At 72.1% G+C, this 16,755-nt stretch carries 14 protein-coding genes; 3 read left to right on the top strand and 11 right to left on the bottom strand.

Features of this window, described 5'->3' with window-relative positions:
- Positions 1–89 precede the first annotated feature (89 nt).
- Complete coding sequence (locus tag G9272_RS39145) at positions 90–2,459, top strand: ATP-binding cassette domain-containing protein (RefSeq protein ID WP_171400952.1); 2,370 nt, start codon at positions 90–92, stop codon at positions 2,457–2,459.
- Here the strand turns inward: G9272_RS39145 and G9272_RS39140 are convergent.
- From G9272_RS39140 to G9272_RS39115, 6 genes are all read right to left on the bottom strand, one after another.
- Complete coding sequence (locus tag G9272_RS39140) at positions 2,456–3,511, bottom strand: NAD-dependent epimerase/dehydratase family protein (protein WP_171400951.1); 1,056 nt, start codon at positions 3,509–3,511, stop codon at positions 2,456–2,458. The genes G9272_RS39145 and G9272_RS39140 overlap by 4 nt on opposite strands.
- 11 nt (positions 3,512–3,522) lie before the next feature.
- Positions 3,523–4,647, bottom strand: a complete 1,125-nt coding sequence (locus tag G9272_RS39135; protein WP_216377856.1) for a lysophospholipid acyltransferase family protein — start codon at positions 4,645–4,647, stop codon at positions 3,523–3,525.
- Entirely contained in the window at positions 4,647–5,411 is a 765-nt protein-coding gene (locus G9272_RS39130) for a GNAT family N-acetyltransferase (RefSeq protein WP_171402361.1), read from the bottom strand. Before G9272_RS39130 ends, G9272_RS39135 begins: the two co-directional genes overlap by 1 nt.
- 237 nt (positions 5,412–5,648) lie before the next feature.
- Positions 5,649–6,398, bottom strand: coding sequence for a succinate dehydrogenase/fumarate reductase iron-sulfur subunit (locus G9272_RS39125; protein WP_020127546.1), 750 nt, complete (start codon positions 6,396–6,398; stop codon positions 5,649–5,651).
- Entirely contained in the window at positions 6,395–8,353 is a 1,959-nt protein-coding gene (locus G9272_RS39120; protein WP_171400950.1) for a fumarate reductase/succinate dehydrogenase flavoprotein subunit, read from the bottom strand. Before G9272_RS39120 ends, G9272_RS39125 begins: the two co-directional genes overlap by 4 nt.
- A gap of 2 nt (positions 8,354–8,355) precedes the next feature.
- Positions 8,356–9,027 carry a succinate dehydrogenase gene (locus G9272_RS39115; protein ID WP_171402360.1) on the bottom strand — a complete coding sequence of 224 codons (672 nt, stop codon included), beginning with the start codon at positions 9,025–9,027 and terminating at the stop codon, positions 8,356–8,358.
- A 131-nt stretch (positions 9,028–9,158) separates the two neighbouring features.
- On the opposite strand from G9272_RS39115, the gene G9272_RS39110 reads away from it, so the two are divergent.
- A complete protein-coding gene (locus G9272_RS39110; protein ID WP_020127543.1) occupies positions 9,159–10,043 on the top strand; it encodes a LysR family transcriptional regulator in 885 nt (294 codons plus the stop codon).
- Positions 10,044–10,103: 60 nt separating this feature from the next.
- On the opposite strand, the gene G9272_RS39105 is transcribed toward G9272_RS39110, so the two are convergent.
- Positions 10,104–10,994, bottom strand: a complete 891-nt coding sequence (locus G9272_RS39105; RefSeq protein ID WP_171400949.1) for an NAD(P)H-binding protein — start codon at positions 10,992–10,994, stop codon at positions 10,104–10,106.
- 122 nt (positions 10,995–11,116) lie between these two features.
- On the opposite strand from G9272_RS39105, the gene G9272_RS39100 reads away from it, so the two are divergent.
- Positions 11,117–11,962: a LysR family transcriptional regulator gene (locus G9272_RS39100; protein WP_171400948.1), complete on the top strand. Its 846-nt coding sequence runs from the start codon at positions 11,117–11,119 to the stop codon at positions 11,960–11,962.
- A 28-nt stretch (positions 11,963–11,990) separates the two neighbouring features.
- Here G9272_RS39100 and G9272_RS39095 read toward each other — a convergent pair whose 3' ends face one another.
- The 4 genes from G9272_RS39095 to G9272_RS39080 form a co-directional block, all read right to left on the bottom strand.
- Complete coding sequence (locus G9272_RS39095; protein ID WP_171402359.1) at positions 11,991–12,323, bottom strand: DUF4440 domain-containing protein; 333 nt, start codon at positions 12,321–12,323, stop codon at positions 11,991–11,993.
- Positions 12,324–12,451: 128 nt separating this feature from the next.
- Entirely contained in the window at positions 12,452–14,587 is a 2,136-nt protein-coding gene (locus G9272_RS39090) for a putative bifunctional diguanylate cyclase/phosphodiesterase (RefSeq protein WP_171400947.1), read from the bottom strand.
- Positions 14,584–15,396, bottom strand: coding sequence for an SAM-dependent methyltransferase (locus G9272_RS39085; protein WP_171400946.1), 813 nt, complete (start codon positions 15,394–15,396; stop codon positions 14,584–14,586). The genes G9272_RS39090 and G9272_RS39085 overlap by 4 nt, the downstream gene beginning before the upstream one ends.
- Before the next feature lie 362 nt (positions 15,397–15,758).
- Positions 15,759–16,733: an SCO0930 family lipoprotein gene (locus tag G9272_RS39080; protein ID WP_171400945.1), complete on the bottom strand. Its 975-nt coding sequence runs from the start codon at positions 16,731–16,733 to the stop codon at positions 15,759–15,761.
- Between the last annotated feature and the right edge of the window lie 22 nt (positions 16,734–16,755).

Raw genomic sequence — 16,755 nt, 5'->3', positions numbered from 1 at the left:
GGGCGTCGCACACCCCGCGCGCATAGGATTGCGGGGTTTGTCCCGCCCCGCGCCGGCCGCACAGCCGAAGACCCGTACGGAGTTCTCCCATGCCGAGCCCACCCGCCCCGCACGGCGACGAGCCGTCCACGAAGGACGGGTACGTCCGGGTCCGGGGAGCCCGCGAGCACAATCTCCGGGGCGTGGACGTCGACGTCCCGCGTGACGTGGTGGCCGTGTTCACGGGGGTGTCCGGCTCCGGGAAGTCGTCGCTGGCGTTCGGGACGATCTATGCGGAGGCCCAGCGCCGCTACTTCGAGTCGGTCGCGCCGTACGCGCGCCGGCTGATCCACCAGGTCGGCGCACCGAAGGTCGGTGAGATCACCGGGCTGCCCCCGGCGGTCTCGCTCCAGCAGCGCCGCTCGGCGCCCACCTCGCGCTCGTCGGTGGGCACGGTCACCAACCTGTCGAACTCGCTGCGGATGCTCTTCTCCCGGGCGGGCGACTATCCGCCGGGCGCGGAGCGCCTCGACTCGGACGCCTTCTCCCCCAACACGGCGGCCGGGGCCTGCCCCGAGTGCCACGGCCTGGGCGAGGTCCACCGGGCCACCGAGGAGTCGCTGGTACCGGACCCGGCACTGTCCATCCGCGAGGGCGCGATCGCCGCCTGGCCGGGCGCCTGGCAGGGCAAGAACCTGCGGGACATCCTCGACACGCTCGGCCACGACGTCGACGTCCCGTGGCGCGAACTGCCCGCCGAGCAGCGGGCGTGGATCCTGTTCACGGACGAGCAGCCGGTGGTGACGGTCCATCCGGTGCGGGACGCGGACCGCATCCAACGCCCTTACCAGGGCACCTACATGAGCGCCCACCGCTATGTGATGAAGACCTTCGCGGACTCCAGGAGCCAGACCCTGCGGGCCAGGGCGGAACGCTTCCTGACGGCCGCCCCCTGCCCGGCGTGCGGTGGCGGCCGACTGCGGCCGGAGTCCCTCGCGGTGACCTTCGCGGGCCGGACGATCGCGGAACTGGCCGCGCTGCCGCTGGCGGAACTGGCCCAGCTCCTCGAGGGGACGTCCGAGACGGCCCGCGTCCTCACCGACGACCTCAGGACCCGCATCGCTCCCGTCCTCGAACTCGGACTCGGCTATCTCGGTCTGGACCGCGCCACCCCCACCCTGTCGGCGGGCGAGCTCCAGCGGCTGCGGATCGCGACCCAGCTGCGGTCCGGGCTGTTCGGCGTGGTGTACGTGCTCGACGAGCCGTCGGCGGGACTGCACCCGGCGGACACGGAGGCCCTGCTCACGGTGCTGGAACGGCTGAAGGCGGCGGGAAACTCGGTGTTCGTGGTGGAACACCGGCTGGACGTGATGCGCGCCGCCGACTGGCTGGTGGACGTGGGCCCCCGGGCGGGCGAGCACGGCGGACGGGTGCTGCACAGCGGCCCGGTGGCGGACCTGGCGTCGGTCGCGGAGTCGGCGACGGCACGCTTCCTGTTCGGCCGTTCTCCGGCGCCCGTACGTGAAGTCCGCTCCGCCCGGGGCCGGTTGACGGTCGGTCCGGTGACCCGGCACAACCTGCGCGGGGTGACCGCGGAGTTCGGACTGGGTGTGTTCACGGCGGTGACCGGCGTCTCGGGCTCGGGGAAGTCGACGCTCGTCGGGGCGATCACGGAGGACCTGCCCGGCGTGGACCGGCTGGTCGCGGTCGACCAGAAGCCGATCGGCCGCACCCCGCGCTCGAACCTGGCGACATACACGGGCCTGTTCGACGTGGTCCGCAAGGTCTTCGCGGCGACGGACGCGGCACGGGCCAGGAAGTACGGCGTCGGCCGGTTCTCCTTCAACGTGGCCGGAGGACGCTGCGAGACCTGTCAGGGCGAGGGTTTCGTGAGCGTCGAACTCCTCTTCCTGCCCAGCACGTACGCGCCCTGTCCGGACTGCGGCGGGGCCCGCTACAACGCCGGAACACTCGAAGTGACCTACCGGGACCGGAACATCGCGCAGGTGCTGGACCTGACGGTGGAGTCGGCGGCGGACTTCTTCGCCGACGTCCCGGCCGTCTCGCGCAGTCTGGCCACCCTCCTCGACGTCGGCCTCGGCTATCTGCGACTCGGCCAGCCGGCGACGGAACTCTCCGGCGGCGAGGCCCAACGCATCAAACTGGCCGCCGAGTTGCAGCGCGGCCGCCGCGGCCACACGCTTTACCTCCTCGACGAACCGACGGCCGGCCTGCACCCGGCCGACGTCGAGGTCCTCATGCGGCAGCTGCACGGCCTGGTCGACGCCGGGCACACCGTGATCGTCGTCGAGCACGACATGTCCGTGGTGGCGGGCGCCGACCGGGTGATCGACCTCGGGCCCGGCGGCGGCGACGCGGGCGGACGGATCGTGGCGAAGGGAACGCCGGAGGAGGTGGCGGGGGTCGAGAAGAGCACGACGGCGCCCTACCTGCGCCGGGAGCTGGGCACGCGCCGCTAGCTCCGCTGCTCCCGCCAGGCGCGGTGGTGGTCCACCAGGGTCTCCTCGATCGGACGATAGGTGAGGCCCAGTTCCTCGGTGCTTCTGCGGTTGTCGACGCGGAAGCGGATGCCGAGGTGGTTGCGGATGTACTCCTGGGAGAGGCCGAAGGCGGGGCCGAGGATCCGCACCGGCCAGTGCGGGAGAGCGGTCCGGGGCAGGCGCCGGTTTCCCGGGTGGTGCTTCAGCAGGGCTCTCGACATCTGGTGGAAGGAGGTCATCTCCTGCGCCGCGACGATGTAGCGGCCGTGCGCCTCGGGGCGTTCCGCCGCCGCTATGTGGGCCGCCGCGACATCGCGTACGTCGGCCGTGGTGAAGCTGAAGTCCGGGGCGCCGTAGAAGAAGTAGCCCTTGAAGAGCTCGTCCAGGAGGAACAGGCTGCCCGAGTCCGAGCCGGGGGTGAGGGAGGGGCCCAGGATCAGGCCGGGGTTGACGGAGACCATGCGCCAGCGGCTCTGGGCGGCCTCCGCCTCCCAGGCGGCCCGCTCGGCCACCGTCTTGGCGTAGTGGTACGGGTTGTTCTCCACGGTGCTGGTGGTGTTGAAGTACTTCTCCGACAGGGTCCGGTCGTCCATCTCCCGTACGTCGGCGTAGTCGCCGAAGATCGCCCCCACCGTGGACGTGAGGACGAGGCGCTCGACGGTCTCGGTGCGCTCGATCGAGGCCACGACGTTGCGCGTGCCCGTCAGGGCCGGTTCCACCACGTCCCGCCGGCCGTCCTTGATCTTCTCCGGCATCAGGAAGGGCGAGGCCACGTGGAAGACCACCGCGCAGCCCTTCATGGCCTCGTCGAAGGAGCCCTCCGTCAGCAGGTCCGCCTCGAAGAGGTCGAGGCGGCCGGGATGGGCGTCCCCCAGGGCGCGCAGCGGCCGGCGCTTGGCCGCGTCCGCCGTGGCGCGCACGGTGGTGTGCACGTGGTAGCCGCGCTCCAGGAGCTGCTGTACGAGATGGGCGGCCACGAAGCCGCTGCCCCCCGTCACGAGTACCGTCCGGCCGGCCGGGCTTCCGCTCACGCGCGCTCCCCTCAGAGGTCGGGATGCGTCATGATCCCATCAAGGTCGGCCGACGACCCCTGACTTGAACGGAATTCGTCCGACGGCCGGCCCCGCCGGCCCCGGTCGGCGAACTCGGCGACCCGCCCTTCGCCGTCGACCGCAGGCCCCGCCCCCACGGCACGTACCCACCCCGGGAGCCGGACCGGTTGCCGGACCGGAACTCCGGCGCGCTCCTCGGCTCCCCGGAGCACCTCGCGGGGACCGCGGAGGCGGCGGTGCGACGGGCGCGGTTCGCGGGGGTCGGGGCGGTGGCACGCCGGGCCGGGCAGGGCTCCGGGACGGCCGGGCCGGGCAATGACCTGCCGCTCGGGCGGGCCGCCCAGCACCTGGGCGCCGGCGGCCGCGGCCAGCGTCCTGCGGTCGGGGTGGCTGCCCGGCGCGAGCGCGGGCAGCACCTCGACCTCCGCCACCAGGCCCCGCGCCGACACCACCCGCCACAGCGAGGCGAGCAGCGGGTCGTCGCCGACGAACGCGGCCACGGTGCTGGCCGATCCCGCACGGTCCCGGTAGCGGATGCGTACGGGCTGCACCGGCACCCGGGCGTCCAGGGCGGCCTGGAAGACCGCCCGCCGGAAGTGCCCCTGGGCGCGGCCGCACCAGGTGCTCCCCTCCGGGAACACCGCCACCGCCCGCCCGGCGCGCAGCGCGTCGGCGATCGTGGCGACCGTGGCGGGCAGCGCTCGCAGCCGGTCGCGGTCGATGAACAGGACACCGCCGCGTGCGACCAGTGTGCCCGCCACCGGCCACCTGCGGATCTCGTCCTTGGCGAGCATCCGGGACGGGCGGACGGCGGCCAGCAGCGGGATGTCCAGCCAGGAGATGTGGTTCGCGACCAGCAGCAGTCCGGTGCCGGTGGGCGCGGTCACGCCGGTCACCCGGACCCGCACCCCCGCCGCCCGCACCACGGTCCGGCTCCACCACCGCACCACCCGGGACGGGAACCGCCCGCCGACCGGCGCCAGCACCACCCCGACCAGGACCAGCACGACCACCGCCGTGAGCCGCAGCACGGCCCGCGGTACGGCCGTGAGGGTCGCCGTCGCCTCCACGCACGCCCGCGGGGTGCAGGGCGCGCCGGGCAGCCAGACGCTCATCAGGCCGGGACGAGGGAGAGGAAGTGCCGCAGGTAGCGCGGGTTGACCCGGCTCATCGGCAGCAGCACATACAGGTCGGCGACGCCGAAGTCGGGGTCGTGGGCGGGCTCCCCGCACACCCAGGCGCCGAGGCGGAGATAGCCGCGCAGCAGGGCCGGGAGTTCGGTGCGGGCGGCCGGGCCGGTGCCGTTCGGGGTCCAGGGCCGCAGCGGCCGTACCCGGTACTCCGGCGGGGCGAGGTGCTTCTCGCGCACCCGGTCCCAGGTCGCCGTCGCCAGGGTGCCGCCGTCGGCCAGCGGGACCGAGCAGCAGCCGGCCAGCCACTCGTGGCCGCGGTCCACCATGTAGCGGGCTATCCCGGCCCAGATGAGCCCGATGACGGCGCCGTCGCGGTGATCGGGGTGCACGCACGAGCGGCCGACCTCGACCAGGCCGGGGCGGATCGCGTCGAGCGGGCCGAGGTCGAACTCGCCCTCGGAGTAGAGCCGTCCGGCGACCGCGGCCCGCTCGGGCGGCAGCAGCCGGTAGGTGCCGACCACTTCGCCGGTGGCGTTGTCCCGGATGAGCAGGTGATCGCAGTACGCGTCGAAGGCGTCCGTGTCCAGGCCCGGTTCCGGACCGTCGAGCCGGGCGCCCAGCTCCCCGGCGAACACCTGGTGGCGCAGCCGCTGCGCGGCCCGGACGTCGTCCTGGTCACGGGCGAGCGAGACGAGATAGCCGGAACCGCCGGGCGGGACGGCGAGAGCGGGGGGTGCGACGGGCATGGCGGTCATGGAGGTCTCCTGCGCCGAGCGGAAGAAGCATGGGGACGGTGCACGGGGAATCCGCACCTGCTTTCTTCCGCGCCCGGCTGGCCTCGGCGTGACCGGCACGGGGCCCGTAAATGTGCGGCTGCTGAATCCCGGAAGTCACCGCCCGCGCCGCGCCGCGGATGCCTGGCGGGGCCGGGGATGAGCACCACTCCCGGCCCCGCCCGTCCGCACCTTGCCGGCGAACGTCTCCTACCGCTTCGAGACCTTCCGAGTGGCCCGCAACCACTCCTTGTTCATACCGGTGATGGACATCAGCGGGATGCCCTTCGGGCAGGCGGTCGCGCACTCGCCCGCCAGCGTGCACCCGCCGAACCCCTCCTCGTCCATCTGCGCCACCATGTCCAGCACCCGGGTCTCCCGCTCGGGCGCGCCCTGCGGCAGCACGTTCAGGTGGTTGACCTTGGCGGAGGTGAACAGCATCGCCGCGCCGTTCGGACAGGCGGCCACGCACGCCCCGCAGCCGATGCACTCGGCGTGCTCGAAGGCGAAGTCGGCGTCGGGCTTGGGCACGGGCGTCGCGTGGGCCTCGGGAGCCGCGCCGGTCGGGGCGGTGACGTACCCGCCGGCCTGGATGATCCGGTCGAAGGCGCTCCGGTCGACCACCAGGTCCTTGACCACCGGGAAGGCGGCGGCCCGCCACGGCTCGACGTCGATCGTGTCGCCGTCCCGGAAGGACCGCATGTGCAGCTGGCAGGTGGTGGTCCGCTCCGGCCCGTGCGCGTCGCCGTTGATGACGAGCGAGCACGCGCCGCAGATGCCCTCGCGGCAGTCGTGGTCGAAGGCGACCGGGTCGTCGCCGCGCAGGATGAGCTCTTCGTTGAGGGTGTCGAGCATCTCCAGGAAGGACATGTCGGGTGAGATGCCGTCCACCTCGTACGTGGACATGGCGCCGTCGGCGTCCGCGTTCTTCTGCCGCCAGACGCGCAGGTTGAGCCTCATGCGTAGCTCCGCTGGGTGGGGTGGACGTACTCGAAGACCAGGTCTTCCCGGTGCAGGGCCGGGGCCTCGCCCGTCCCGGTGAACTCCCAGGCGGCCGCGTAGGCGAACGCGTCGTCGCGCCGGGCCGCCTCACCGTCCGGAGTCTGCGACTCCTCGCGGAAGTGGCCGCCGCAGGACTCGGCGCGGTGCAGCGCGTCGAGACACATCAGCTCGGCGAGCTCCAGGTAGTCGACGACGCGGTTGGCCTTCTCCAGGGACTGGTTGAACTCCTCGCCGGTGCCGGGCACCTTGATGCGCCGCCAGAACTCCTCACGGATCTGCGGGATGCGCTCGAGGGCCTTGCGCAGACCGGCGTCGGTGCGGGCCATGCCGCAGAACTCCCACATGAGTTCGCCGACCTCGCGGTGGAAGGAGTCCGGGGTGCGGTCGCCGTCGACCGAGAGCAGCAGGTTGAGGCGGTCCTGGGTCTCCGCCAACACCTCCTGGACGACGGGGTGTTCGAGGGTCACCTCGCCCTGGTGCGGGTTGCGGGCGAGATAGTCGTTGATGGTGGCCGGCAGCACGAAGTAGCCGTCGGCCAGCCCCTGCATCAGCGCGGAGGCGCCGAGGCGGTTGGCGCCGTGGTCGGAGAAGTTGGCCTCGCCGATCGCGAACAGGCCGGGGACGGTGGTCTGGAGGTCGTAGTCGACCCACAGGCCGCCCATCGTGTAGTGCACCGCCGGGTAGATCCGCATCGGGACCTGGTACGGATCCTCGTCGGTGATCCGCTGGTACATGTCGAAGAGGTTGCCGTACTTGGCCTCGACGGCCTTGCGGCCCATCCGCGCGATGGCGTCGGCGAAGTCGAGGTACACACCCTGTCCGCCGGGGCCGACCCCCCTGCCCTCGTCGCAGACGTTCTTGGCGGCGCGGGAGGCGATGTCCCGCGGGACCAGGTTGCCGAAGGAGGGGTAGATGCGCTCCAGGTAGTAGTCGCGCTCCTCCTCGGGAATCCGGTTCGGCGGACGGTCGTCGCCCTTGGCCTTCGGCACCCAGATCCGGCCGTCGTTGCGCAGTGACTCGCTCATCAGCGTCAGCTTCGACTGGTGGTCGCCGGTGCGCGGGATGCAGGTCGGGTGGATCTGCGTGAAACAGGGGTTGGCGAAGTACGCGCCACGCCGGTGCGCCCGCCAGATCGCGGTGGCGTTGGAGTTCATGGCGTTGGTCGACAGGTAGAAGACGTTTCCGTAACCGCCGCTCGCCAGAACGACGGCGTCCGCGAAGTAGGTGTCGATCCTGCCGGTGATCAGGTCGCGCGCCACGATCCCGCGGGCCCTGCCGTCCACGACGATCAGGTCCAGCATCTCGGTGCGCGGGTGCATCTCGATGTTGCCCGCCGCGATCTGCCGGGACAGCGCCTGGTACGCGCCCAGCAGGAGCTGCTGGCCCGTCTGGCCGCGGGCGTAGAAGGTCCGCGAGACCTGCACGCCGCCGAACGAACGCGTGTCGAGCAGCCCGCCGTACTCCCGCGCGAAGGGCACGCCCTGGGCCACGCACTGGTCGATGATCTCGACCGAGATCTGCGCGAGCCGGTGCACGTTGGACTCCCGGGCCCGGAAGTCGCCGCCCTTGACGGTGTCGTAGAAGAGGCGGTGGATGGAGTCGCCGTCGTTGCGGTAGTTCTTCGCCGCGTTGATGCCGCCCTGCGCGGCGATGGAGTGGGCGCGGCGCGGGGAGTCCTGGTAGCAGAACTGGACGACGTGGTAGCCCTGTTCGGCGAGGGTGGCGCCCGCCGAGCCACCCGCGAGGCCGGTGCCCACGACGATGACCGTGTGCTTGCGCCGGTTGGCCGGGTTGACCAGCTTGGCCTCGAAGCGGCGCTTGTCCCAGCGCTCGGCGACGGGGCCGGAAGGGGCCTTGGTGTCGACGACCGGCTCACCGGTCCGGTAGTCCGCATAGGCGGAGAAGGCAGTCATGTTCAGCTCACCACTCCGGTCATGACGCCCACGGGTACGGCGAGGAAGCCGGCCGTGAGCAGCAGCGCGAGGACATCGGCGACGGTCTTGAGGGCGCGGTCGCGGGTGCGGCTGCCGACGCCGAGGGTCTGGGCGGCGCTCCAGAAGCCGTGCCGGACGTGCAGGCCGACGGCGAGCATCGCCACGATGTAGATGACGTTGCCGTACCAGGTGGAGAAGGTGTCCACGACGTTCTGGTACGGGTGGCCCTCCTGGAAGCCGCCGCTGTGCACGGTGCCGGTGGTCAGGTCGAGGATGTGCCACACGATGAACAGGGCCAGGATGATGCCGCCCCAGCGCATGGTGCGGGTGGCGTAGCTCGCCCGCGGCTTCTTGTGCACGTACTTGCTGGGCCGCGCCTTGATGTCGCGGCGGCTGAGCTGGTACGCGGAGACGGCGTGGGCGACCACCGCGACGACCAGCACGACACGCACGAGCCAGAGTGTCCACTCGTAGTGCATGAACGGTTCGCCGACGGTGCGCAGCCAGTGGGCGTAGTGGTTGAACTCCTCCGCGCCGAAGAAGATCTTCAGATTGCCGATGACGTGGACGACCAGGTACAGCAGCATGATCATGCCGCTGACCGCCATCACCGTCTTCTTGCCGACGGAGGAGTCCCACACGGTGCGCGCCATGGACGGCCGTCGGTCCGTCCGCGTTGCCAGAGCCATGGGTCAAGACGCTAGGGCCGGACCACCTCATCGGTCCAAGACATGGTCCGCCTCGATTCCATAGCCTCTGGCTATCGCCGACGTAGGCTGGGGGCATGCAGTTCCAGCAGCTCCAGTACTTCGTGGCGGTCGCCGAGACGCGGCACTTCACCCGGGCCGCCGAGCTCGTGCATGTCGCGCAGCCTTCGCTGTCGCAGCAGATCAAGTCGCTCGAGCGGGAGTTGGGGGCGGATCTGTTCCTGCGGGCGCGCGGCAACATCACGCTCACCGACGCCGGCGAGGCGCTGCTGCCGCTGGCGCGGCGCATCCTCGCGGACACGGAGACCGCGCGGTACGAGGTGCAGGAGCTGGTGCAGCTGCGCAGCGGGCGGGTGCGGCTCGGGGCGACGCCGAGTCTGTGCACGGGTCTGCTGCCGGACGTGCTGCGCGCCTTCCACGACCGCTATCCGGGCATCCGGCTGCTGATCGAGGAGGGCGGCTCGCACGACCTCGTCCGGGAGCTGGCCCGCGGCGCCCTCGACCTCGCCCTGGTCGTACTGCCCCTGCCGACTCCGTCCCCGGCCCTGACGACGGTGGAGCTGCTCCGTGAGGACCTGGTGGTGGTGTCCTCCCCGGAGGCCTCCCGGCCGGGGAACGGGCGGCGGACCGTGCGGATCGCCGACCTGGAGGGCGAGCGCCTGGTGATGTTCCGGCACGGCTACGACCTGCGGGAACTGACCGTGGCCGCGTGCCGGGCGGAGGGGTTCGAGCCGGACTTCGCGGTGGAGGGCGGGGAGATGGACGCGGTGCTCGGGTTCGTGCGGGCCGGGCTGGGGGTGGCCGTCGTCCCCCGGATGGTGGCCGCCCGGTCCGGCCGGGGACTGCGGGTCACCCCCCTCGCCCGGCCCGGCCTGCACCGCGCGATCGCCCTCGCACACCGCAGCGATGTGGCCCCGCCCCGGGCGGCCCGCGAACTCCAGCGGATGCTGCTGGAACGCTGAGCGGCACCCACGGCCGGCCCCGCACCTGCGAGGCGGCGAGGCAGCGACTGCCGGGCGGTGTCAGCCGTGTACGGCCGGCTTCAGCACCTCCTCGCACCACCGGCGGAAGCTCGTGGGCGCGGTGTCGGGGGTGGTGGGCTGTGCGGCGCCGTAGAAGCCCTGGGTGTTCTGGGCGTCCATCATGTCGGCCACGCCCTGCGCCCAGGCCTCCGTGGCGCCGAAGCCCGTCAGCCTCGCCTTCTGCTCGGCGACGGTGATCTGCCGTACCCGCACGGGCCGGTCCAGCACCTCGGAGACGACCCGGGCCATGCCCTCGGGGGTCAGGTCGTCGGGACCCACCAGCGGAACGTCCGCGTATCCGGTCCAGGAGTCGTCCAGGAGCAGCCGGGCCGCCTCGGCGGCGACGTCCCGGACGGCGCAGGTGCGCACCACGCGATCCTGCGCGAGCGCCTCCGACCACACACCCTCGGCGCGGATCGAGGCCGTCTGGCGGAGCAGGTTCTCCATCAGCAACGGCGGACACAGCGCCCGGTAGTGCACGCCCGTGGCGGCGATCGCCTCGTCCATGGCCAGCGACGCCGAGATCGGCCCGGCGTTCTCGGCGATGCCCCGGCCCAGGGTCGAGACGGCCACGACCCGTTCGACGCCCTGGCCCCCGATCACCTCGCACAGCGGATCGGTGAAGGCACGGAAGTGGCCCTCGACGCTGTCCGCCCCGGGCGTCGGAGGCACCAGCCAGAAGACCCGGTCGGCGCCCTCGCACGCCTCCTTCAGGACGGCCGGGTCGGCGTGGGACCCCTGGACGACCTCGACGCGTTCGCGGGTCTGCGGGGAGAGCCGGGCGGGGTCGCGGACGATCACCCGGACCGGTGTCGCGCCGTGGCCGGCGTCGAGCAGACGGGCCAGGACCTCGCGGCCGATCTGTCCGGTCGGAGTGGTGATGACGATCATGAACTGCTCCTGAAATGGCGGTGGTCGGTATGCGTCGAGCCTGCTGCCCCGCGCGTCGGAACTGAAGGATCGATCGGCTCGCGGTTGTTACCCTCAGGGCAATACCGATCGGAGGGCCGCCCGTGGAGTCCCGCCCGCTGCGCTACTTCGTCGCCGTCGCCGAGGAGCTCAACTTCGCCCGCGCCGCCGAGCGGCTGGGCATCTCGTCGCCGCCGCTGTCGCGGGCGATCCGCCAGTTGGAGACGGAGCTGGGGGCCGTTCTGTTCGAGCGGACCACGCACAGCGTGGCGCTGACCCCGGCGGGCGAAGTCCTGCTGGTGGAGGCCCGGTTCGCGCTCGCCGCGCTGGAGGCCGCGGGCCGACGGGCCCGGCGGGCCGCCGCCCCCGAGCCGAAGCTGGCGCTGGCGGTGAAGGCCGACGGGGACGCCGGGCTGCTGGAGGCGATCCTCGCCCGGTACGCGTCCGACCCCGCGGCGGTGCCGGTCGCCGTCCGGCTGTGCGCCTGGCACGAGCAGTCCCGGCTGCTGTGCCGGGGCGAGGCCGATGTGGCCCTGGTCTACGAGCCTTACGACCGCACCGGCCTGGACACGGAGGACCTGGCCGCCGAACCGCGCGTCGCCGCCCTCGCCGTGCGTCATCCGCTCGCCGCCCGGGCCACGTTGTGCCTCGCCGACCTGGGGCTGCGCCCGGACGAGGCGCACCGCTACATCGACGAGGTACGCGGCAGGGGCCAGGACCTCGCCCAGCTCCTGACGATGGTGGGCCTGGGCGAGGTCGTCGCCCTGCTGCCCGCGTCCGTCGCCGACCGCTATCCCCGGCCGGGCGTCGTCTACCGCCCGGTCCTGGACGCGCCCCCTGCCGTCCTGGCCGTCGCGTGGCCCCAGCAGTCCCGCTCGACGGCGACGGCGGCGCTCGTCCGGGCGGCCGTGGCGGTGGCCGAGGACGCCCGTGAACGGCAGGCGGGCTGAATCCCCCCGGCCTCGGGGCGGGCTGACGCTACGCGGCCTCGGGCGGGACCGGTGTCCCCTGGTGGTAGTACATCCGCCAGCCCGTCTCCTCGCTCCGCTTGCGCCAGAGTGAGCTGCGCCGGGCGTGCCGGCCGTCGAAGTCCGTCTCATAGGTGAGGTGGACCAGGCCGGGCGCCAGGAAGACGCCCTTGATCGCCGACGGCCGGTAGCGGGAGCCACCCTGCGAGCTGCCCGGGTGGTCGGGCAGCCAGGCCAGCATGTCCTCGTACGTGTACCGGCGGCCCGAGGAGCCGACCTCGACGAACTCGGGGTCGAGCAGCCGCTCGAAGAGGGCTCGGGAGGCGCGCACGGCGGGGTCCATCAGGGCCAGCTCACCGGCGATCGCCTCGGCCACGCCGTCGTGCGCGTCGTCGTTCTCGTCGTCGTTCTCGTGGGTCACCCACCCATCTTCGTGGGTGACCCCCGCGCCCCCGCAACCGAGTTGTCCGATCACCCCGTCGCGTCCACCAGGGCCAACTCGTGGAGCCGGTCCGGCGGGCCCGGGCGGGCGTAGTACCAGCCCTGGGCCGTGTCGCAGCCCAGTATCCGCAGTTGCTCGGCCTGCGCTCCGGTCTCCACGCCCTCCACCGTGACCGCGAGGTTCAGGCTGTGGGCCAGCGAGACGATCCCCTCGACGATCTTGAGGTCGACGGGGTCCGCCGGGAACTGCTGCATGCCCTGGGTGAAGGAACGGTCCAGCTTGAGCACGCTCACCGGGAGGCGCCGCAGGTTGGCCAGGTTGGAGTAGCCGGTGCCGAAGTCGTCCAGGGCGATATCGACGCCCATCTCGGCGAGCCGGCGCAGCGGCTTGAGCAGGTCGTCGTCGGCGCCGATCAACGCCGACTCCGTCACCTCCAGGCACAGGGCCTCCGGTGCGACACCCGCGCGTTCCAGGATGTCTACGGTGTCCTGCACCAGACCGGGATGGGTGAGCTGGCACGGGGAGAGATTGACGTTGATCCGGAGGGGGTCCGTGTCGCCGCCCCGCTCCCGCCACTCGCCGGCCTGGCGGACCGACTCCTCCAGGACCCAGCGGCCCAGCGGCACGATCAGCCCGGTGTGCTCGGCGAGCGGGATGAACCGGTCGGGTCCGAGCACCCCGTGCTGCGGGTGCAGCCAGCGCACCAGGGCCTCCGCGCCGCGCACACTGCCGTCGCCGAGGTGGACGAGCGGCTGGTACTCGATGAAGAACTCGCCGCGGTCGAGGGCCGCCGGGAGCGCGGTGGTCAGACCGTGGCGGGTGATCGCGCGGGCGTCGGCCTCCGGGTCGGCGAGCTCGAAGCGATTGCCGCCCGCCGACTTGGCCCGGTACATGGTGATGTCCGCGCTGCGCAGCACCTCCGCCGCGCTGCGCTCCCCCGCCGGGCCCTCGACGATGCCGATGCTGCCGCGCACGGTCAGCTCCCGGCCGTCGATGCTCACCGGCGCGATCAGGGCGTTCATGATGCGCGCGGCCAGTTCGTCGACCTCGCGGCGGGTGTCGGGGCCGGTGGTCAGCGCCACGAACTCGTCGCCGCCGAGGCGCGCGACCATCTCGCCGGGGGCGGTCGCGCAGGACTGGAGCCGGTCGGCGACCTCGACGAGCAGCCGGTCGCCGGCGGCGTGCCCGAGACTGTCGTTGATGGTCTTGAAGCCGTCCAGGTCGAGGTAGCACAGCCCGAAGCGCTGCCCCTTGCCGGCGCCGAGCGCCTTCTCCAGGCGTTCGAAGAACAGGGTGCGGTTGGGCAGGCCGGTGAGCGCGTCGTGGGTGGCCTCGTAGCGCAGCCGGAGGTTGAGCAGCCGACGCTCGGTGGTGTCCTCCATCAGGGCCAGCGAGTACTGCGGGGCGCCGTCCGCGTCACGCAGCAGGGAGACCGTCAGGTTGGTCCACAGGACCGTTCCGTCGGGGCGGCTGAACGCCTTCTCCGTGTGATAGTGCTCCCGTTCGCCGCGGACCAGCTCGTCGTACAGCTTCCAGGTCTGGGGCGCGTCCTCGGGATGGGTCAGGTCCTGGACCTTGCGGCCGCGCAGGCTCTGCTCCGAGCCGCCGAACATGCGCAGCAGCGCCCCGTTGACCTGGAGGACGTTGCCTTCCAGGTCGGCGATGCCGATTCCTATCGCGGCACCCTCGAAGACCGCGCGGAAGCGGGCCTCGCTCGCGTGCAGCGCCTGGGCGACCACGCCCTGGGCCCGCAACGCGGCCTGGGCGATGGCCTCCTGCTCGGCGAGCGTGCGCTCGCGCAGCGCCTGGGCGTAGCCGCCCGCCATGGCGTGCTGGAGCCTGGAGGCGCGGGCCCGCAGATCCTCCTGGGGGCCGTCCTCGCCGCAGTAGAGCACCAGATAGGCGTCGACGCAGTCGAGGGAGCGGCTGAGTGCCTCGGGGTCGGTGCAGTGCGCGTCGACGAGGGCGGCGCCGACCGCCTTGCCCGTGTCGGCGTCGAAGGCTCGCTCGAGCAGCGCCTCACGCAACCGCCGGGCCAGCGGCAGGAATTGCTCCTCCAGTTCGGGCCGGGTCAGCGACGTCGAGGTCACCGGGAACACGGCCCGGCTCCAGATCGTCGCGAACCGCCGCAGTCTGTCCTCCGGCCCGTCCGGCTCGGCGGTCACGCCGTACGCCCCACGCCCGCGAAACCGGAGAGGGCCCATGGGTCCTCGTCCTCCGGCGCCGTGTCCGGCCGCCAGTGCGGCATCGGCACCAGTCCGGGTTCCACCATGTCGTACCCCTCGAAGAACCGCGCGATCTCGTCACGCGAGCGCATGATCAGCGGGTTGCGGATGTCCTTGTACACGTCCACCGCGCCACCGGCCCGCTCCGGTGGCAGCGGGATTCCCTCGTACGAGGCATGGGTGAGCAGGAGCAGACTGCCGGGCGCGAGCGCGGCGGTGAGTTCGGCCACCGCCGCGAACGGGTCGTCCGCGTCCTCCACGAAATGCAGTACGGCGACGAGCAGCAACGCCACCGGCCGCTCCAGGTCGATCAGTTGGGCCACCTGCGGGCTGCCCAGGATCTCCTGCGGCTTGCGCAGATCGGCGGCCACGACATCGGCGTCGGCGTTGCCGGCCAGCACCGCCTGGCTGTGCGCGACGGCCACCGGGTCGTGGTCGACGTAGACCACCCGCGCCCCGGGACTCACCGCCTGGGCGACCTCGTGCACATTGCCGAAGGTGGGGATGCCGGAGCCGATGTCGAGGAACTGGGTGACGCCCTCGTCGACCGCGTACCGCACGGCCCGGCGCATGAACGCCCGGTTCGCCTGGCTGATCTTCGGAAGTCCCGGCAGGAACTCCATGGCCTTGCGGGCTGCTTCCCGGTCGACCTCGAAGTTGTGCGAGCCGCCCAGGTAGTGGTCGTAGATCCGCGAGACGCTGGGCACCGAGATGTCGATGCTCCGAGGGGCCCAGGCGGGTCGCTCCATCTATCTCTCCAAGGCGTAGGCGATCCGGTGTTCGAGCTGAGGCTACTGATCGCCCGCCAAAGGGGCGAGTAGAAACGGAAATTGACCGTCCGTTCCCGGTCACTGCCTGCGGCACGTGCCGAATCGACGCCCCCCGAGGGGCTGCTTGAGGTGCCCGGGTCGTTCCGGAGAGTTCCGGAGGGTTGCGGAGCGGTCCGCGGGGCGGCGAAAGTCTACGCACAGGAAGCGGCCGCCGGACAAGCACGAGGGACCAGTGGAACGGACAAGCACAACGGTCCGCCCCCTCCGTGCGGCGCGGAGGGGGCGGACCAACGGTCGTGCGCGAAGGGGCAGCTGCGGGATCAGCCCTGGGGAGGTGACCTCTACTGCGCCGGCGCTCCGACCAGCTTTCCGTTCGGCGCGACGGCGTACCACGTGCCGCCCACGCCCTGGCCGTTGATGTCGCCGGGCGCCTTGTCACCGGAGAAGGTGTAGATCGGCGAGCAGTTGATCGTCTGCTGCTTGGTGCCGTCGGACCGGGTGAAGTTCATGTAGCCCTTCTCCTGGATGCCCTCGGTCTCGTTGAACGCGACGGGCGCGACGGCCGGCCACTTCTCGAGGCAGGCACCGTTGCAGTTCGAAACCGGCTCGGGCCAGGCCTTGTCCTTCAGGAAGCGGTAGACCGTCATGCCGTTCTTGTCGACGACGATCTCACCGAGGTTGGCGTCCTTGCGGACGGACAGCCCGGCCAGCTCGGTGCCGGACTCGGCGGACGAGCCGGACTTGGCCTTCTTGCCTTCGGGGGTGAGCGCGAACCACTTGTTGCCCACGCCCTGACCGGTGGTGTCACCGGCCTTGGCGTCCTTGGCGTAGTAGTAGGCGGGCCAGCCGGCAACGGTCAGCTGCTTGGTGCCGTCGGTGCGGGTGACCTCGCCGAGCAGCGACTTGTCGATGCCGTCGCCGGCGGAGATGTCATCGGCGGAGACCGGCGGCCAGGCGGTCGCGCAGTCACCGTCACAGTTCGACTTCGGGGGTTCCGCGGTGTCCGCGTCGAAGCGGTAGAGAGTCTTGCCGGTGCCGTCGGTGAGGATCTTGCCGAGTCCGCCGTTCGCGGAGACCGCCAGTTCGCCCGCGCTGCCCTGCGCGGCGGCCCCTCCGGTCGCACTCGCGCTCGCACTGGAGCCGACCCCACTGCCGACGCCGCTGCCCACGCCGACGCCCGCGATGCCACCGGCCGGAGCCGTGGCCCCGACGTTCTGGCTCGACGACGTGCCGCTCTCAGAACCGCACGCCGTCGTCAGCGCCAGCACGGCCACAGCACTCGCCGCAAGTGAGGCGCTCCGCCAGGTGGTCTTCATCGTCAACAACTCCCCGATCGTC

This window comes from Streptomyces asoensis (assembly GCF_013085465.1).
Taxonomy (GTDB): domain Bacteria; phylum Actinomycetota; class Actinomycetes; order Streptomycetales; family Streptomycetaceae; genus Streptomyces; species Streptomyces cacaoi_A.
Note: the sequence above shows the minus strand (reverse complement) of the source record. Positions and strands in the feature narration are given on the sequence as shown.